Origin of the sequence: Sphingosinithalassobacter tenebrarum, assembly GCF_011057975.1 — a bacterium.
Classification (GTDB): Bacteria; Pseudomonadota; Alphaproteobacteria; order Sphingomonadales; family Sphingomonadaceae; genus Sphingomonas; species Sphingomonas tenebrarum.
Genome location: NZ_CP049109.1, coordinates 145,393 through 162,033 on the forward strand (window position 1 = coordinate 145,393; position 16,641 = coordinate 162,033).

Consider the following 16,641-nt stretch of genomic DNA (forward strand, 5'->3'; position numbering starts at 1 on the left):
CGTTGGAATATGGCTCAGGCGCCCTGTGGCGAGGGATTACCGAACGGCCCCTTGGGCTTGCGGATCTTGGGGATCGACGTCCCCGCCGCGGCCACCGGCTGCGCGCTCGCGCCCGGATCGTCGCGGCCGATATCCTCGCCCGCGATCAGCCGCTTGATCTCGTCGCCGGTCAGCGTCTCATATTCGAGCAGTGCCTGCGCCAGCGAATGGAGCTGGTCGTTATGCTCGGTCAGGATCTGCTTGGCGCGCTCGAGCCCGCCTTCGACCAGCCGCTTGATCTCGGCATCGATCAGCTGCGCGGTCTCGTTCGACATCTGCGAGGGCCGGTTCACCTGATAGCCGAGATAGCTGTCGTCCGATCCGCCATATTCGAGCGGGCCGACCTTGTCCGACATGCCCCAGCGCGTGACCATGTCGCGCGCCAGGCTGGTCGCGTACTGGATGTCGCCGCTCGCGCCCGACGAGACCTTGTCATAGCCGAAGATCACTTCCTCGGCGATGCGGCCGCCCATCGAAACGGCGAGGTTCGCGTACATCTTGTCGCGGTGATAGCTGTAGCTGTCGCGCTCGGGCAGGCGCATCACCATGCCCAGCGCGCGGCCGCGCGGGATGATCGTCGCCTTGTGGATCGGATCCGACGCAGGTTCGTGCAGCGCGACGATGGCGTGCCCGGCCTCGTGATAGGCGGTCATGCGCTTCTCGTCTTCGGTCATCACCATCGACTTGCGCTCGGCGCCCATCATCACCTTGTCCTTGGCGTCCTCGAACTCGCTCATCGCGACGAGCCGCTTGCCGCGCCGCGCCGCCAGCAATGCCGCCTCGTTGACGAGGTTCGCCAGATCGGCGCCCGAAAAGCCCGGCGTGCCGCGCGCGATGACGCGTGCGTCGACGTCCGGCGCCAGCGGCACCTTCTTCATATGGACCTGAATGATCTTGACGCGGCCCTCGATATCGGGGCGGGGCACGACCACCTGGCGATCGAAACGGCCCGGACGCAGCAGCGCCGGATCGAGCACGTCGGGACGGTTGGTCGCGGCGATGATGATGATGCCTTCATTGGCTTCGAAACCATCCATTTCGACCAGCAGCTGGTTCAATGTCTGTTCGCGCTCGTCATTCTGGTTGCCCAGACCCGCGCCGCGCGACCGGCCGACCGCATCGATTTCGTCGATGAAGAGGATGCACGGCGCATTCTTCTTCGCCTGTTCGAACATGTCGCGCACGCGGCTCGCGCCGACGCCGACGAACATCTCGACGAAGTCCGAGCCCGAAATGGTGAAGAAGGGCACACCCGCTTCGCCCGCAATCGCACGTGCGAGCAGCGTCTTGCCCGTACCCGGCGAGCCGACCAGCAGCGCGCCCTTGGGGATCTTGCCGCCCAGCCGCGCGAATTTGGTCGGGTCCTTCAGGAACTCGACGATTTCCTGCAATTCCTCGCGCGCTTCGTCGATGCCCGCGACATCGTCGAAGGTCACCTTGCCTTCTTTCTGCGTCAGCATCCGCGCGCGCGATTTGCCGAAGCCCATCGCGCCCGATCCCGAATTCTTCTGCATCTGTCGCAGCACGAAGAAGGCGATGCCGACGAACAGCAGGAAGGGCAGCGAATTATACAGCATGTAGAGCCAGATCGACGGCGTTTCCTCGGCACGCGCATTGATCGTCACGCCCTTGCCGCGCAGCCGCTGGACCAGCTGGTCATCGCCCGGATTGTTGGTGCGGAACGTCGCGTCGTCGGTATAGACGCCGGTGATCGCGCCGGTGCTCGGCGTGATGCTCACTTCCTTCACTTCGCCCGCGTCGACGCGATCGAGGAACGTCGAATAAGAAACGGCGTTTGCCGCCTGCTGATTGCTGGCGCCGTTGAAGAAGCTCACGAACAGGGCAAGCGCAGCGAGAATGCCTACCCAGATGAGCAGGCTCTTCATCCAGGGATTGTTGTTGCCGTCGGGCTGCTTGTCGTTGTTGTCGCTCATGCGGAATCGGTACCTTTCACGACAAGATAGATAGGATCGGGGAAGTTAATGGCAATGGAACAGGCGATGCATTGGGTCGATCAGTGTGATCGACGCGATGGAGCCATTCGAAATCGCCAGCGATCGCCCGCCGGATGCGCCATGATCGCGGCCAGCGTCGCCGCGTCGCCGCGATCGAGCGCCGAAACGAATCGGTCGAGCCCCTGGTCGCCCCAGGGATGCGTCAGTCCCGCCGCGTTTCGCACCGCGTCGATTGCCCAGCGCGCAAGGCGGCGGCGCAGTTCATAGGGAAGCTGGCCGGCATCGACGGTGAGGTCCGCACCCGTCCCCGAAACGCGGCCTGGCAATTCGCGGGCGAAGCTCCATTCGAGCCCATCCTCGGCATGGCGCAGATTGCCCGCCGCCAGCGCCAGCCGGCCGGGGGAAAGATCGTCGCTTTCGTCGATCAGGCGGCGAATGCGCGCGCGATCGTAGCGCGGATCGGCATTGCTGCGATCGGTGACGAACGGCGCCCCGGCACAACGGGCCAGCCCGGAAAGTTCGGCGCGGCTCCAGCCGAGCAGCGGCCGGACGAGCAGCGGCGAGGCGGGATCTTCGGCCAGCATCGGGCGCATCGGCACCATCGCGGCCAGCCCGCCGACGCCGGCGCCGCGCCGCGCGCGCATCAGGAACGTCTCGGCGATATCGTCGCGCTGATGCGCCGTCGCGACCCATAGCAGCCCCGTCCCCGCCGCCCATTGCGACAGCAATGTGTAGCGCAGCGTGCGCGCCGCTTCCTGCTGATTGCCCGCGAAGACCCCGCTTTCCGCACGCGTCAGCGTGGCGTGCGGCACGCCGATCCGGGTACAGAGTGCGGCGACCATCGCCGCCTCGTCGGCCGATTCGGGGCGCAGGCGATGGTCGACGGTGGCGGCATGGACGCTTCCCGGCCATGCTGCCGCGGCAAGCAGCAGCAGCGCCACACTGTCGGGACCTCCCGAAACGGCCAGGCCGAGCGGCGCAGCCGGGGCGGGCTCCTGTCCGGCCACCGCACGGAAATCGTCGCGAAACCGCGCAATGCGCGCCGCGTCCGGCGACGCGATTTCGCCGTCAGGGGCAGCGCAGCTGGGACTGTCGGGCCTGGACATCGGCCTTCATCTGGTCCGAAAGCCCGTCGCCGTAAAGCGACATGAGCTCAGCATAGACCTTGCAAATCTCGCTGGCCGGCTTGTCCAGCCGACGCAGCGCCTCGGCGAGATAGAACAAGCTGTCGGGCGCGCGTTCGCCATTGGGGTTGTTCTTGAAATTGTCGTAGAAGGCGACTGCCGCGAGCGACGGCGCGCCCGCGTCGAGATAGGAACGGCCGAGCAGGTTCTGCGCGAAGCTGGCGCGACGATGCTCGGGATATTGCTGCACCACCTTTTCAAGCTGGCCGCGCGCTTCGGGATAGAGTTCCGCGCGCCAGAGGCGATAGCCGTAGATATAGAGATCCTCGGCCGCGTCGTCGGTTTCGGGACGCGGCACCGCCGCCACCTGTTCGGCGCGCGATCCTACTGCGGGCGTATCGTCGCTCACCGATTCGGCCGGGCGGGCGGGTCGATCCGACGCCGCAGAGGCTTCCGAAGGTGCCTGCAGCGTGCCGTTGCCGTTGGCGACCGGCGCGGAGGCGTCCGTCGCCGGAGCGAAACGCGCCTCCAGCGCGCGGATGCGCGCATCGGTTTCGTTGCGATAGGCAGTGAAATTGCTCTCGGCCTGACGCAGCCGGTATTGCGTCTGCTCCACCTGGCCGGTCAGCGTCGCGACCTGGCTTTCGAGCGCCGCGACGCGCTGGGTCAGGTCGGCGACCGGGCTCGATGCCGGCGTGCCCGGCACGCTTGGGTCAGTCTGGGGCGGCGCGATCTCGGGTTCGAAATACTGGCCCGAGCCGCCGGGAAACACCTTGCGCTGCACCGCGCGCATTTCACGCTCCAGCCGGTCCACCCGGCTTTCGAGCGCGCTTTGCGCGTGCGCGCTTCCGGTTCCGCCCAGCACGGCGGCAAGCATCGCCGCAGCCAAAATCAAACGCATCTGTTCATCCCCCGGGGAGCCGATTCACCCGCGACTATAACTGACACGCCGCGCCTGTCGCCAGCCTTAAGGCCTGTCAACCATTGGGTCGGTCACGCAGCGCCTCGGGCGTGAGGCCCATTTCGACAGTCTGTTCGCCCGGACCTAGCACGCCGGCATCCGATCCGTTGATCGTCACGCGCAACTGATCGGCCCGCCCGGTCTTGATCTGCGGACCATCGGCATCGGTCGGCACGTCATAGCTTTCGCCCGCCGCCATTTCCTTTTCGAACAGGCGATTGCCCTCACCATCGGTCACGCGCAGCCATACCGTGTCGGTCGCGGTGAGCGTCACCTGGCCGCCGGTGGGGATCGGAGTCGTCGAAGGCGAGGCGATCGGCGCCGGACTCTCGTCTTCGGGCAGGACCAGCTCCTCCTGCGCGGGCGGCGGACTGCCGCGGAAGATGCCGGTAGTATAGACGATGACCACCGCGACCGCGAGCAACAGCGCGATCACCACCCCGCCGATCACCAGCCCGCTGGGCGGCGTGCGCGTGGGATCGTCCATTTCATAGGGCGGCGGCGAAGGTTCGCGATCATAGACGCTGCCCAGCTCGCCGCGCAGCTGGCGGGCGATCGCCACCTCGTCGGCGCCGACCGCGCGCGCATAGGATTTCGCGAAACCCAGCGCATAGGTGGGCGACGGCATCGTCGAATAGTCGCTTGCCTCGATCGATTCGAGGTGGCGCTGGGGAATCCGCGTCCGTGCCGCGATATCGGTGAGCTGCAGGCCCTGCGCCAGCCGCGCGTCACGCAATTTCTCCCCGACGCTGGTCGGGAAAAGGGAAGGGTTGTCGGCGGCTTCGCCGTCCATGCTGCTCTCCGGGAATTCAAACGTGCGACCGGGTATTGCCCCGTTTGGCGGTGTCGATCACTCCGCCTGCGCTGTCAACGCCGCACAGCGCCTTTCGTCTCCCGGTTCAGACCAGTTCGACGCCATTTTGTCCGGCCCAGGCCATCAGCGAGTCGCGAAGCGAGCTGGGCGGCGCGGCCAGCAGCACCGAAAGCTGTTCGGCCAGCGCGGCGCGATCGAGCGATCGGATCATCGCCTTTACCGGCCCGACCGCGGCGGGCGTGATCGACAGGCGTTCGATGCCAAGCCCGACCAGCGCCATCGCCTCGAGCGGGCGCCCGCCCATTTCGCCGCACACCGCCACCGGCACGTTCGCCTCATGGCATTGCCGCGCGACGCGGCGCACGAAACGCAGGATCGACGGGCTCAGCCAGTCGTACCGCATCGCCAGCTTGGGATGCGCGCGATCGGCGGCGAACAGGAACTGCGTCAGATCATTGGTGCCGATCGACAGGAAATCGAGCTTGGGCAGCAGCATGTCGAGCACTTCGGCAAGCGCGGGAACCTCGAGCATCGCGCCATAGCGGATATCGGCCGGCAGCTTGCGATTGCGCGCGGCGAGCCAGGCGCGCTGGGCTTCGAACAACGCGCGCGCTTCCTCGAATTCCCAGGGTTCGGAAACCATCGGGAACATGACATTGAGCGTCTTGCCCGCGGCCGCCTCGATCAGCGCGCGCGCCTGCGCCTTCATCAACCCGTCGCGATCGAGCGCGAGCCGCAGCGCGCGCCAGCCCATCGCCGGATTCTCTTCCTCGCCTTCCTCGTCGTGATTGAGATAGGGCAGCGACTTGTCGCCGCCGACATCGACGGTGCGGAACGTCACCGGCCGATCGCCGGCGGCATCGAGCACGTCCTTGTACAGCCGCTGCTGGCGCTCGCGCTGCGGCAGGGTCGCCGAAACGAGGAACTGGAATTCGGTGCGAAACAGGCCGATGCCGTCGGCCCCGGTCAAGTCGAGCGCGGCAACATCGTCGCGCAGCCCGGCATTGACCATCAGCGTGATTCGCTGGCCGTCGCGCGTCACCGGCGGTTCGGCCTTGAGCTTTGCAAAGGCCGCGCGGCGCTTCTGCGTAATCAGCTGCTTGGCCTCGAACGCTTCTTCCATCGCCGCATTGGGCCGGATGTGCAGGCTCTGCTCGCCGACATCGAGCAGCAACCGGTCGCCTTCAGCAACTTCGCGGCGCACGCCGCGAACGCGACCGAGCACGGGCACGCCCATCGCGCGCGCCACGATCGTGACATGCGCGGTCAGCGAGCCTTCCTCGAGCACCACGCCCTTCAGGCGACGGCGATCATATTCGAGCAGTTCGGCGGGCCCGAGATTGCGCGCGATCAGGATCGAATCCTGTCGCAACCCCAATTGCGCGGCAGTGCCGAGCTGGCCGGAAACGATGCGGATCAGGCGATTGGAGAGATCCTCCAGATCGTGCATCCGATCGCGCAGCAGCGGATCGTCGATCTCGCGCATCCGCATCCGCGTGCGCTGCTGGACGCGCTCGATCGCCGCCTCGGCAGTGAGGCCACTGTCGATCGCTTCGTTGATACGCCGCGACCAGCCTTCGTCATAGGCGAACATCTTGTAGGTCGCGAGGACCTCCTCATGCTCGCCGCCGACGCCGAACTCGGCCTGATTCGACATGCGGTCGATCTGCTCGCGCATCTTGTCGAACGCGGCATAGACGCGGTGGCGCTCGGCCTCGGTATCCTCGGCAACGGTATGTTCGATCGAGATGCGCGGCTGGTGATAGACGGCGACGCCCGCCGCCATGCCATCGACCAGCTTGAACCCGCCTATCCGCATCGCCGCGGTCGATTGCGGCCGCGCGGTCGTCGCGCCGGTGCTGTCGACCAGCCCGGCATTGGCGATCAGCTCCGAAAGCACCATCGCGACGGTCTGCAGCGCCTCGATCTCGACATCTTCGTACCGGCGCGGATCGGCATGCTGGACGGCGAGTACGCCGACCGCCTGTTCCTTGCGGATGATCGGCACGCCGGCGAAGCTGTGGAAGCGTTCCTCGCCCGTTTCGGGGCGATAGGCGAAATCGGGATGCGCCGCGGCCTCGTCGAGGTTCAGCGTTTCGACATTGGCCGCGATGATCCCGACCAGACCCTCGCCCATCGCCAATTTGGTGACGTGCACCGCGTCCTGCGCAAGCCCGCGCGTCGCGAACAGCTCCAGCAGCCCCTCGCGCAGCAGATAGATCGAGCAGACTTCGCTTTCGAGCGCTTCGCCGATGATGTCGACCACCGCATTGAGCTTTGCCTGCGCGGTATGCCGCGACGCCATCACGTCGTGAAGACGCGTCAATATCTCGCGAGCGGAGGCGATGGCGGAAATCGGCATGGAACTGCGCTACCAGATGCGCGCGCAACCGCCAAGAAATCGCGACCAATGATGGTTAGCGCGCGCTCAGGGGTTGCCGAATCCGACCGCGATGTAAACGGGAATGTCCTCGGCGACCTTGCCGTCGCGCATCGGCGGACGGACGCGATAGAGATAGGCTGCGCGGCGCGCGGCATCGCCGAAGCCCGAGCCCTCGGGCGTTTCGCCTACCGATTCGCACCCCCGCACATGATTGTTCGCGCGCACATAGCAGCGCAGCAGGCCCCAGCCGGAAACGCCGGCCCGGCGCGCACGCCCGGGATAGAATTGGGCGAGTTGCGAGGGACGCGGCGGCCCGCGAACCCAATCGGCGCGGACGATCGCCTCGCCCGAACCGCTGCCGTTGCCGCTGTTTCCGGTCCCGCTTCCCGCGCCCGATGCGGTTCCGCTGCCGTTTCCCGCAACCCCGCGTCCGGTGGGCGAGCCCGGCGGCGACCCGGCCGGCAGCGTTGAGACCGGCAGGGGCGGGGCGGCAGGCGCGATCGAGCGATCCGGCATGGCGGGCTGCGCGACCTCCGCCATTGGCGCGGCGATCCGCCGCGGTTGCCGCGCGGTTCCCCCGGCCGCTCCCTCGGGCGCAGCGGCGGGCCGGGTTTCCGGGGGGCGCTGCGGCGGCGTTTCCGGCTGGATCGGCGGCGGCGCGGGCGGCGGCGCGACATCGAACATCACTGTCTTCACGGCTTCGATCGCGTGCCCGGCCCGCCGCATCGGCTGCGCGCCGAGCACCAACAGCGCAACCACCAATGCCAGGGAAATCAGCAGGGCACTCGCCCGCTGGTCGATCCGGCCGGAATGATAGCGTGTCGCGGGCGGCATGGCCGGCATTAACGCCCGGAACAGCCGGAAAGGCAATGGCCCCGATCGTGCCATTCGTTCCAGCAGGGCAGTTCAGGCAGCGCGCTTCTCCAGCGCGGCAGTCGCTTCGGCCATCAACGTCGCGATGATGTCGGCGACCGGCTCTTCCTTGGTCACCATGCCGACCGACTGGCCCGCCATCACGCTGCCATGCTCGATATCGCCGTCGATCACCGCGCGGCGCAGCGCGCCTGCCCAATAATGTTCGATTTCCAGCTGCGCCTCCGCCATCGCGACGGTACCTTCGTCGAGCGACTGCGCGACTTCGCGCTGCTTGGCGGTGAACAGCTCGCTCGATGCGTTCTTGAGCGCGCGCACCGGGATCACCGGCAGCCGCGGATCGATCTGGACGCTGGCAATCGCATCGCGCGCCGAAGCGCGGATGAAGGCGCGCTTGAAATTCTCATGCGCGATGCTCTCGGTCGCACACACGAAACGCGTGCCGAGCTGAACCCCCGCCGCGCCCATGTCGAGATAGCCTGCGATCGCTTCGCCGCGGCCGATGCCGCCCGCCACGAATACCGGCACCTGTTCGGCGACGACCGGGAGGATTTCCTGCGCCAGCACGCTCGTTGAAACCGGGCCGATATGGCCGCCCGCTTCATTGCCTTCGACCACCAGCGCGTCAACGCCCGAGCGAATCAGCTTCTTGGCGAGGCTGAGCGCGGGGGCGAAGCAGATCAGTTTGGCGCCGATGCCCTTGATCGCGTCGAGGCTGCCCGCCGGGGGAAGCCCGCCCGCGAGTACGACATGACCGACGCCATGCTTGCCGCAGATCGCGATCAGCTCCTGCAATTGCGGGTGCATGGTGATCAAATTGACGCCGAAAGGCTTGTCGGTGAGCGCCCGGGTGCCCGCGATTTCGGCGTCGAGCAGTTCGGGAGTCATCGCGCCGCATGCGATCACGCCGAATCCCCCGGCATTGGAAATCGCCGCGACGAGATTGCGTTCGCTGACCCAGGACATCGCGCCGCCCAGAATCGCGACGTCGGTTCCCAGGAATTCGCAGCCGCGCGCCATGCGACGGGCCAGGCGCTCGGCGCCGGATGAGCTCTGATCGGTCATCCTCTGCCACTAGCGCCGCGATTCGAGCACGGCAACGGGCCTCCGCTTCCGCGGATGTTATTGCTTGCCCGATTGTCTGAATTGGTGCGGTCGAGAAGACTCGAACTTCCACGGCCTTTCGGCCACAACGACCTCAACGTTGCGCGTCTACCAGTTCCGCCACGACCGCACTTGAAACATCCGCCGGACAAAGCCTCCGGCGGCTGGCAGGCGCAGGCCCCTAGCAAAGCGAAGGGGTGCTGGCAATGCCCGGAAATTCACTTTCCGGCAGCGGCCGATTCCGGCAAAGCCGCGCCGCCATGCCGCATGCCACGCCCATCCTTGCCGAGACGCGCCGAATCCTCGCGCTTGCATGGCCGGTGATGATCACCAGTCTGAACTGGAACATCATGCAGATCACCGATGTGGCACTGCTCGGCCTGATCGGGCCGGGAGAAGTCGCGGCGCTGGGCGCCAGCCGCGCGCTGACGCTGGTACTGGTGGTGCTTGCGATCGGCGCGATGAGCGGCGTGCTGGTATATGCGTCCCGCGCCGACGGCGCCGGGGATACTGCCGGTACCGGGCGAGTCTATCACCAGGCGCTGGCGCTCGGCCTCGCACTGGGGCTGGCATTCGGCGCGCTGCTCTGGCTGTTCGCGCATCCGTTGCTGCTGCTGATCGGCGTCGCGCCCGAAACCGCACCGCGCGGTGCGGCCGTCGTCCGGGCGATCGCAATCGCCTTTCCCTTTCAGCTTCCCCTGATCGCGATCAGCTTTTTCCTGGAAGGGTTGAGCCATCCGCGCCGGGTGATGGCGATCAACATGGCGATGCTCCCGCTCAACGGCCTGCTGACCTGGGCGCTTTCGGGCGGGCATCTCGGCCTGCCGATGCTGGGCGCGGTCGGTGCCGCGCTGGGCACGGCACTGTCCGCGATCGCGGGCGTGGCCGGGCTGCTGGTCGCCGCCTGGTATCTGCCCGATGCGCATGAACGCGGAATCCGGGCATGGCGGCGGATCGCGACCGGCGAGACGCTGCGCGGAGCAGTCGCCCTGTTCCGATTCGGCATTGCCCCGGCAATTGCCTCGGGGCTGGAGATTCTGGGCTTCGCGATCCTGATCGCGCTGTCGACGCAGCTTGGAACCGCGACTGCCCACGCCTTCCAGATCGTGTTTTCGGTGCACAACCTCACCTTCGCGCTCGCGCTCGGCTTCGGATCGGCCGCGGGCGTGCGAGTGGGCAATGCGATCGGCGAAGGGCGGCGCGAAACGGTGACGGTGCGCACCGGCATCGCCGCCGGGCTGACCGTGCTCGTAACCGGCGGGTTCGCGCTGTTCCTGGTCCTGTTCGGAGGCACGGTGGTCTCGCTCTTTCCGGCGATCGACCCGGTGCATCGAATCGCCGCGACCATATTGGCGCTATGGGCGCCGTTCATCCTGTTCGACGGAGTGCAGCTGGTGTTCGTCTATGCGCTGCGCTCGCTGGGGGATCAGGTGATTGCCGGGATCAACAGCACCATTGCCTTTTTCGGCATCACCGGCCTGCTCGGCCTCACGCTGGTCCATGCCGGATGGGGTCCCCCCGCGCTGGCGCAGGCATCGGGCGCGGGCATGGTCGCGTCGGCGCTGCTCAACAGCGGCCGGTTTGCCTGGATCAGTTGGCGAGCTCGCCCACGAAGCTGAGCTGCACCACGCGCGCGGTATCGGGCATGTCGACCTGCGCGCTGTTGAACGCAATCGCCGCCTGCGGTTCGAGCGTACGCTGCTCGGGCGTCACGCGCCAGCTCTTGAGCGGCCGGTCATTGCCGTCGCGCAGTTCGATGCGGATATCGGGCACACGCTGCGGCGCGCCGGTCGGATTGACGACATTGCCGGACACAGCGAACAATTCGCTGCCCGTCGGCAGGGTCCGCCGCTCGACATTCTTGTCGGTGAAGCGCAGCGGCGTTTCGGCCGGGCCCATCGCCAACCCGAGCTGCGCGGCAATCCCCGGTGCGCCCGAATAGAGAATGGCGCCGGTACCCAGAAGCATCGAAAAGCCCGCTACGAACGCCGCCGCCGTCCAGCGCTTCGCCGGATTGCGGCGCGGCTTGCGCGGGGGCTCGGCAAAGGGATCGTAACCCGGTTCAGCCGCGGCGGAGCCCGCCATGCCGGCGCTTTCCTTGCGGGAGGTGCGCCGCGGCGGGGTTTCGGGATCGGCCCGGGGCGTTTCTGTCTCGGCGGGACGCGGCGCGGCGCGAGTCGACGCGTCGGCGACGAGCGGCGCCTGAAACCAGCTGTGCTTGCAGCTTGCGCAGCGCACAGTGCGCCCTTCGGCGCCGATCGCGCTGTCCGGCACCAGATATCGGGTGCGACATTGGCTACATTCGAGAATCATGGGCCCGCCGTTACTTGCACTCCGGCCGCCGCCCCGTGGCCGTGGAACGATTCTAGCCCCCATCCACGGGTTCAGGCAAGTGTTACAATATGGGGTAAATGCCTGCGTTGCGCGGCGGCGGTGGCTGTGCGATGGCAGGCGCTCGGGCAAGTGTGGAGCGGCCGGGCGCCTGAAATGGCCAATATCGTGCAATTCGAGAATGTCGGACTGCGTTATGGCACCGGCCCGGAAACGCTTTCCGACATCAGCTTCACGCTGCGGTCGGGCGCGTTTTATTTCGTTACCGGCGCGTCGGGCGCGGGCAAGACGAGCCTTCTCAAGCTGTTATACCTCAACCAGCGCCCCACGCGCGGTGTCGTGCGCTTGTTCGGCGAAGATACGGTAACGCTGCCGCGCAAGCGGCTGCCCGGCTTTCGGCGCCGGATCGGCGTGGTGTTTCAGGATTTCCGGCTCGTCCCGCACCTGTCGAGCTATGACAATATCGCGCTGCCGCTTCGCGTCGCGGGGATTCCCGAAAACGATATCGAAGCGCCGGTGCGCGAAATGCTCGCCTGGGTGGGGCTTACCGATCGCGGCAAGGCCAAGCCGCTGACGCTTTCCGGGGGCGAGCAGCAGCGCGTCGCCATCGCGCGCGCCGTGATCGGGCGCCCCGAAATCCTGGTCGCCGACGAACCGACCGGCAATGTCGATCCCGACATGGCCGAACGGCTGCTGCACCTGTTCGATTCGCTCAATCGCCTCGGCACCACCGTGGTCGTCGCGACGCATGACTTCCATCTGCTCAACCGGATTCCGACCGCGCACATGATGCGCCTCGACAAGGGGCGGATTCACGACCCGACCGGCGCGCTGCGCCATCCGGCGGGGTCGAACGAATGAAGTTCAGCATCAATCCAGCCGGGCCCGAACGCCGCCTGCTCGATCGCAGCCGCCGGACGCGCGCGATGAGCTGGATCATGGCGATCATGCTGTTCCTGACCGTGCTGGCCGGCGCGCTGGGGCTGGGCATGTTCGCCGCGCGCGGATCGCTCGACCGCCAGCTTGCCGGGCGTCTGACGGTGCAGATCGTCGAGCCCGACGAAGCTGCGCGCGACCGCGACACCCGCGCGATGGCCGATGCGTTCCGCAAGCTTCCCGCGGTCAAGCGCGTCGAAGTGGTCGATCGCGAGCGGCTGGCCGAACTGGTCCGCCCCTGGCTCGGCGATGCGGGGCTCGACCCCGATCTGCCGATGCCCGCGATGATCGATGTCGATCTGTCCGACGCGAGCGACGCGGCGGTCTCGCGCGTCGAAAGCGCCGCACGCGAAATCTATGCCGAAGCCCGCGTCGATCGCCACGCGCAATGGCTATCGCCGATCCGCGGGTTCATGACGACGCTGAGCTGGCTGGCGATCGGGCTCGTCCTGCTGATGGCGAGCGCGACGGCGGCGGTGGTGCTGCTCGTCGCGCGATCGGGGCTCGACACGCATCGCGACACGATCGAAGTGCTCCATATGCTGGGCGCCACCGATCTGCAGGTCGCGCGCCTGTTTCAACGGCGCATCGCGTTCGACACGTTGCTCGGCGGACTGGTCGGCACCGGGCTGGCGATGGCGCTTGTCGCCTTTCTCCAGTCGCGGCTCGGCATGCTCGGTTCGGAAATGCTCAGCGGCGTGGCGCTGCATCAGCGCGACTGGTTCCTGCTGCTGATCCTGCCGATCCTCTTTGCGCTGATGGCGACCTTTGCCGCCCGCGTCGCGGTGCTCGGCGCCCTGCGGCGGATCCTGTGATCTGGCGCGGCGCGGCGCTGGCCGTTCTTTTCTGGGTGCTGGGCTTCGCGGTCTTCATGATGTCGCTCGGCCAGCCGCTCGAAGCGCGCACCACCGATGCCATCGTGGTGCTCACCGGCGGGCCGGGGCGGATCGATCGCGGCATCGCGCTGCTCGAGGAAAAGGCCGCCCGGCGCATGCTGATCAGCGGCGTAGACCCCGATGTCCGCCCGGGCGAGCTCGCCGCCGAATATCAGGCCGATCGCGCACTGTTCGATTGCTGCATCGATCTGGGCCAGGAAGCAGTCGACACCCGGTCCAACGCCGACGAGGCCGCGGCATGGGTGCGCGGCCACGGCTATGCCTCGGTACGGCTGGTGACATCCGACTGGCACATGCCGCGCGCGCATCTCGAACTGGCGCATGCGCTGGGCAACGACATCGAGCTGCTCGGCGATCCGGTACCCACGCGGCCGCGGCTTCGCACGCTGTTCGCCGAATATCACAAATATCTGATCCGCCGCGCCGCGCTGCTCATCAGATTCGACTGAGCGGGAACGGGAATGAACCATCTTCGCACGCTGATCTTCCAGATCTTCTTTTTCGGCATTTCGGTGCCGATGGTGCTGCTCGCGCCGCCGGTCGCGCTGCTCGGTCCGCGGCCGCTGCGCCGGTACGGCAATGCCTGGCTCAACATGCTGCGCTGGTCGGCTCGGCATATCGCGGGAATCAGGACGCAAATCGAAGGGACGGTCCCCAAAGGGCCGGTATTGTTCGCCGCCAAGCACCAGTCGATCTTCGAACCGCTCGAACTCGCCCGGCTGATCGATGCCCCCGCAGTGGTGATGAAGAAGGAGCTGACGCGGATTCCCATCTGGGGCTGGTGCGCGCGCCGCTATGGCGTCATCGCAGTCGACCGCAAGGCCTCGGCTTCGGCGCTGCGCGGTATGATGCGCGAGGCGCAGGAAGCGCTCAAGGGCGGCCGATCGGTGATGATTTTCCCCGAAGGCACTCGCGTCGCGCCGGGCGAGTCTCCGCGCCTGCAATCGGGCTTTGCCGGGCTTTATCGCATGCTCAACCTGCCGGTGGTGCCGGTGGCGGTGGAAAGCGGCCATGTCTGGCCCAAAAAGGGGCCGATGCGTCCGGGCACCGTCACGCTGCGCTTCGGCGAACCGATCGCGCCCGGCCTGCCCCGGCCCGAGATCGAGGCACGGGTGCATGCCGAGATCAACGCGCTGGAAACCGAAGCGGCGGACGCCCGCCTGCCCTGAACCGGGCCGCAGCGCCGGCTATTCGTCGTGCGAGCGCCCGAAATCGGGGCGCGCATCGTCCTGCCCCTCTTCGAGGATGCTCCGCCGGATCGCGCGGGTGCGCGTGAACAGATCGAACAATTCGTCGCCCTTGCCCCAGCGGATCGCGCGCTGCAGCGCCGACAGATCCTCCGAAAAGCGCTGAAGCATGTCGAGCACAGCTTCCTTGTTCGAAAGGAACACGTCGCGCCACATCGTCGGATCGGACGCGGCGATGCGGGTGAAATCGCGAAAGCCGCCCGCCGAATATTTGATCACTTCGCTGCGCGTCACTTCCTCGAGATCGGACGCGGTGCCGACGATGGTATAGGCGATGAGATGCGGCAGATGGCTGGTCACCGCGAGCACGCGATCGTGATGGTCGGGCGCCATCATCTCGACTTCGGCGCCCAGCGCGCGCCAGAATTCGCAAACCCGCTCCACCGCGAGCGAATCGGCGCCTTCGGGCGGCGTGACGATGCACCAGCGATTCTGGAAGAGCGTGGCGAAGCCCGCCTCCGGCCCGCTATTCTCGGTGCCCGCCACCGGATGCGCGGGAATCACCTTCGCGCCGGGAAGCGCCGCCATCAGTTCGGCAGCGACGCTTTCCTTGCACGATCCGACATCGCTTACCACTGCGTCGGCGGGCAGATCGGCCGCGATTTCCGCCGCAGCCGCGCCCATCGCGCCCACCGGCACGCAGAAGATGACGAAATCGGCATCGGTCACCGCCGCGCCCGCGCTGTCGGCGATATCGCCGCACAGTCCGATCGCCTGAGCCGTCGCGCGCACGTCCGGGTTCGCATCATAACCGGTCACCACGACATCGGGCATATATTTGCCCACCGCCCGCGCGATCGACGATCCGATCAGGCCCAGGCCGATGATGGTGACTCGCGAAAAGCCTGTCCCGAGCGAAGTCGAGGGAGGAAGCATCAGCCGCCCACGATCTCGCGCAATGCATCGGCGATGCCGCGCATGTCTTCCTCGGTGCCGATGGTGATACGCAGCCCGTTGGGCAGCCCCTGTCCGGGCAGCCAGCGGACGATATAGCCGCGCTCCATCAGCGCGTGATACGCCATCTCGGCGGTCACACGGCCTTCGAACAGCACCAGCGAGAAATTGGCCTTGGACGGCACTGCGCGCAGCCCGGCATTGCCCATGCCCGCGATCTGGTCCTCGAACCAGGCGCGCCAAGTCGTATTATGCTCGCGGCTTGCGACCACGAAATCCTGCGAATCGAGCGCGGCGATCGCGGCGCTCTGCCCGGCGGTCGTGACATTGAACGGCGCGCGGATGCGATGCAGCGCGTCGATGATCGGCGCCGAGGCATAGCCCCAGCCGATGCGTTCGGCGGCGAGCCCGTAGATCTTCGAGAAAGTGCGCGTCACCAGCACATTGGGCGCGTCGATGGCGAGCTCCATCCCGCCATCGTCCTCGCCGGCGTCGAGATATTCGGCATAGGCCTGATCGAGCACCAGCAACACGTCGCTCGGCAGTCCGGCGTGGAGCCGCATGACATCGGCGTGCGGCATGAAGGTGCCGGTGGGATTGTTGGGATTGGCGACGAACACCACGCGCGTCTTTTCGGTGACGCAGGCGAGCAGCGCGTCGATGTCGGTCGCATGGTCCTTGTCGGGCGCGATCACCGGCGTCGCGCCGACGCGCCGCGCGGCGATATCATAGACGGCGAAACCGTAGCGGACATACAGAATCTCGTCGCCCGGCCCGGCATAGGCGCCGGCGGCCAGATGCAGGATCTCGTCCGATCCGGTGCCGTAGATCACACGGGCGGGATCGAGACCGTAGTGCGCGGCGATCTTTTCGCGCAGTTCGGCCGCCGCCGCATCGGGGTAGCGTTCGAGGCTGCGATGCGCCGTTTCGAACGCTTCGCGCGCCGCCTGCGGCGTGCCCAGCGGATTTTCGTTCGACGATAGCTTGGTCACCTTGGCCGCGCCGTCGACCGTCGAACGGCCGGGCACGTAAGGCGCGATGCCCATGATCCAGGGCTTGGGTTGCGGTGCAGTCATGCGCGGCG

The 16,641-nt window shown here is 67.0% G+C and carries 15 protein-coding genes and 1 tRNA gene; 5 read left to right on the top strand and 11 right to left on the bottom strand.

Features of this window, described 5'->3' with window-relative positions; all coding sequences use genetic code 11:
* Positions 1-14: 14 nt before the first annotated feature.
* The 8 genes from ftsH to G5C33_RS00785 all read right to left on the bottom strand — a co-directional run bounded on the left by ftsH (position 15) and on the right by G5C33_RS00785 (position 9,383).
* Positions 15-1,973 (bottom strand): ATP-dependent zinc metalloprotease FtsH, encoded by a 1,959-nt coding sequence (gene ftsH, locus G5C33_RS00750; protein WP_165325463.1) that lies wholly within the window; start codon positions 1,971-1,973, stop codon positions 15-17.
* Positions 1,974-2,053: 80 nt separating this feature from the next.
* Positions 2,054-3,100, bottom strand: coding sequence for a tRNA lysidine(34) synthetase TilS (tilS, locus tag G5C33_RS00755; protein ID WP_165325464.1), 1,047 nt, complete (start codon positions 3,098-3,100; stop codon positions 2,054-2,056).
* Positions 3,063-4,019 carry a tetratricopeptide repeat protein gene (locus tag G5C33_RS00760; RefSeq protein ID WP_165325465.1) on the bottom strand — a complete coding sequence of 319 codons (957 nt, stop codon included), beginning with the start codon at positions 4,017-4,019 and terminating at the stop codon, positions 3,063-3,065. Before G5C33_RS00760 ends, tilS begins: the two co-directional genes overlap by 38 nt.
* A gap of 76 nt (positions 4,020-4,095) precedes the next feature.
* A complete protein-coding gene (locus G5C33_RS00765; RefSeq protein ID WP_165325466.1) occupies positions 4,096-4,872 on the bottom strand; it encodes a helix-turn-helix domain-containing protein in 777 nt (258 codons plus the stop codon).
* 106 nt (positions 4,873-4,978) lie between these two features.
* On the bottom strand, positions 4,979-7,255 hold the full coding sequence (ptsP, locus tag G5C33_RS00770; RefSeq protein WP_165325467.1) for a phosphoenolpyruvate--protein phosphotransferase: 2,277 nt from the start codon (positions 7,253-7,255) through the stop codon (positions 4,979-4,981).
* A 66-nt stretch (positions 7,256-7,321) separates the two neighbouring features.
* Positions 7,322-8,110 carry an energy transducer TonB gene (locus G5C33_RS00775; RefSeq protein ID WP_165325468.1) on the bottom strand — a complete coding sequence of 263 codons (789 nt, stop codon included), beginning with the start codon at positions 8,108-8,110 and terminating at the stop codon, positions 7,322-7,324.
* Between the two features lie 72 nt (positions 8,111-8,182).
* Positions 8,183-9,214 (bottom strand): NAD(P)H-dependent flavin oxidoreductase, encoded by a 1,032-nt coding sequence (locus G5C33_RS00780; protein WP_165325469.1) that lies wholly within the window; start codon positions 9,212-9,214, stop codon positions 8,183-8,185.
* Between the two features lie 82 nt (positions 9,215-9,296).
* A tRNA-Leu gene (locus tag G5C33_RS00785) sits at positions 9,297-9,383 on the bottom strand.
* Between the two features lie 130 nt (positions 9,384-9,513).
* Here G5C33_RS00785 and G5C33_RS00790 point away from each other — a divergent pair.
* Positions 9,514-10,872 (top strand): MATE family efflux transporter, encoded by a 1,359-nt coding sequence (locus G5C33_RS00790; RefSeq protein ID WP_165328629.1) that lies wholly within the window; start codon positions 9,514-9,516, stop codon positions 10,870-10,872.
* On the opposite strand, the gene G5C33_RS00795 is transcribed toward G5C33_RS00790, so the two are convergent.
* A complete protein-coding gene (locus G5C33_RS00795) occupies positions 10,844-11,566 on the bottom strand; it encodes an MJ0042-type zinc finger domain-containing protein (protein WP_165325470.1) in 723 nt (240 codons plus the stop codon). The two genes, G5C33_RS00790 and G5C33_RS00795, sit on opposite strands and share 29 nt — an antisense overlap.
* 174 nt (positions 11,567-11,740) lie before the next feature.
* On the opposite strand from G5C33_RS00795, the gene ftsE reads away from it, so the two are divergent.
* From ftsE to G5C33_RS00815, 4 genes are read left to right on the top strand one after another with little or no spacing between them, the layout of a single operon-like run.
* Positions 11,741-12,445 (top strand): cell division ATP-binding protein FtsE, encoded by a 705-nt coding sequence (gene ftsE, locus G5C33_RS00800; RefSeq protein WP_165328630.1) that lies wholly within the window; start codon positions 11,741-11,743, stop codon positions 12,443-12,445.
* Positions 12,442-13,335: a cell division protein FtsX gene (locus G5C33_RS00805; RefSeq protein WP_165325471.1), complete on the top strand. Its 894-nt coding sequence runs from the start codon at positions 12,442-12,444 to the stop codon at positions 13,333-13,335. The genes ftsE and G5C33_RS00805 overlap by 4 nt, the downstream gene beginning before the upstream one ends.
* Positions 13,332-13,865, top strand: coding sequence for a YdcF family protein (locus G5C33_RS00810; RefSeq protein ID WP_165325472.1), 534 nt, complete (start codon positions 13,332-13,334; stop codon positions 13,863-13,865). The genes G5C33_RS00805 and G5C33_RS00810 overlap by 4 nt, the downstream gene beginning before the upstream one ends.
* A 12-nt stretch (positions 13,866-13,877) precedes the next feature.
* Positions 13,878-14,585 (top strand): lysophospholipid acyltransferase family protein, encoded by a 708-nt coding sequence (locus G5C33_RS00815; protein ID WP_165325473.1) that lies wholly within the window; start codon positions 13,878-13,880, stop codon positions 14,583-14,585.
* Positions 14,586-14,603: 18 nt separating this feature from the next.
* On the opposite strand, the gene G5C33_RS00820 is transcribed toward G5C33_RS00815, so the two are convergent.
* Positions 14,604-15,539 (bottom strand): prephenate/arogenate dehydrogenase family protein, encoded by a 936-nt coding sequence (locus G5C33_RS00820; RefSeq protein ID WP_165325474.1) that lies wholly within the window; start codon positions 15,537-15,539, stop codon positions 14,604-14,606.
* Positions 15,539-16,633 (bottom strand): histidinol-phosphate transaminase, encoded by a 1,095-nt coding sequence (gene hisC, locus G5C33_RS00825; RefSeq protein ID WP_165325475.1) that lies wholly within the window; start codon positions 16,631-16,633, stop codon positions 15,539-15,541. The genes G5C33_RS00820 and hisC overlap by 1 nt, the downstream gene beginning before the upstream one ends.
* Positions 16,634-16,641 lie beyond the last annotated feature (8 nt).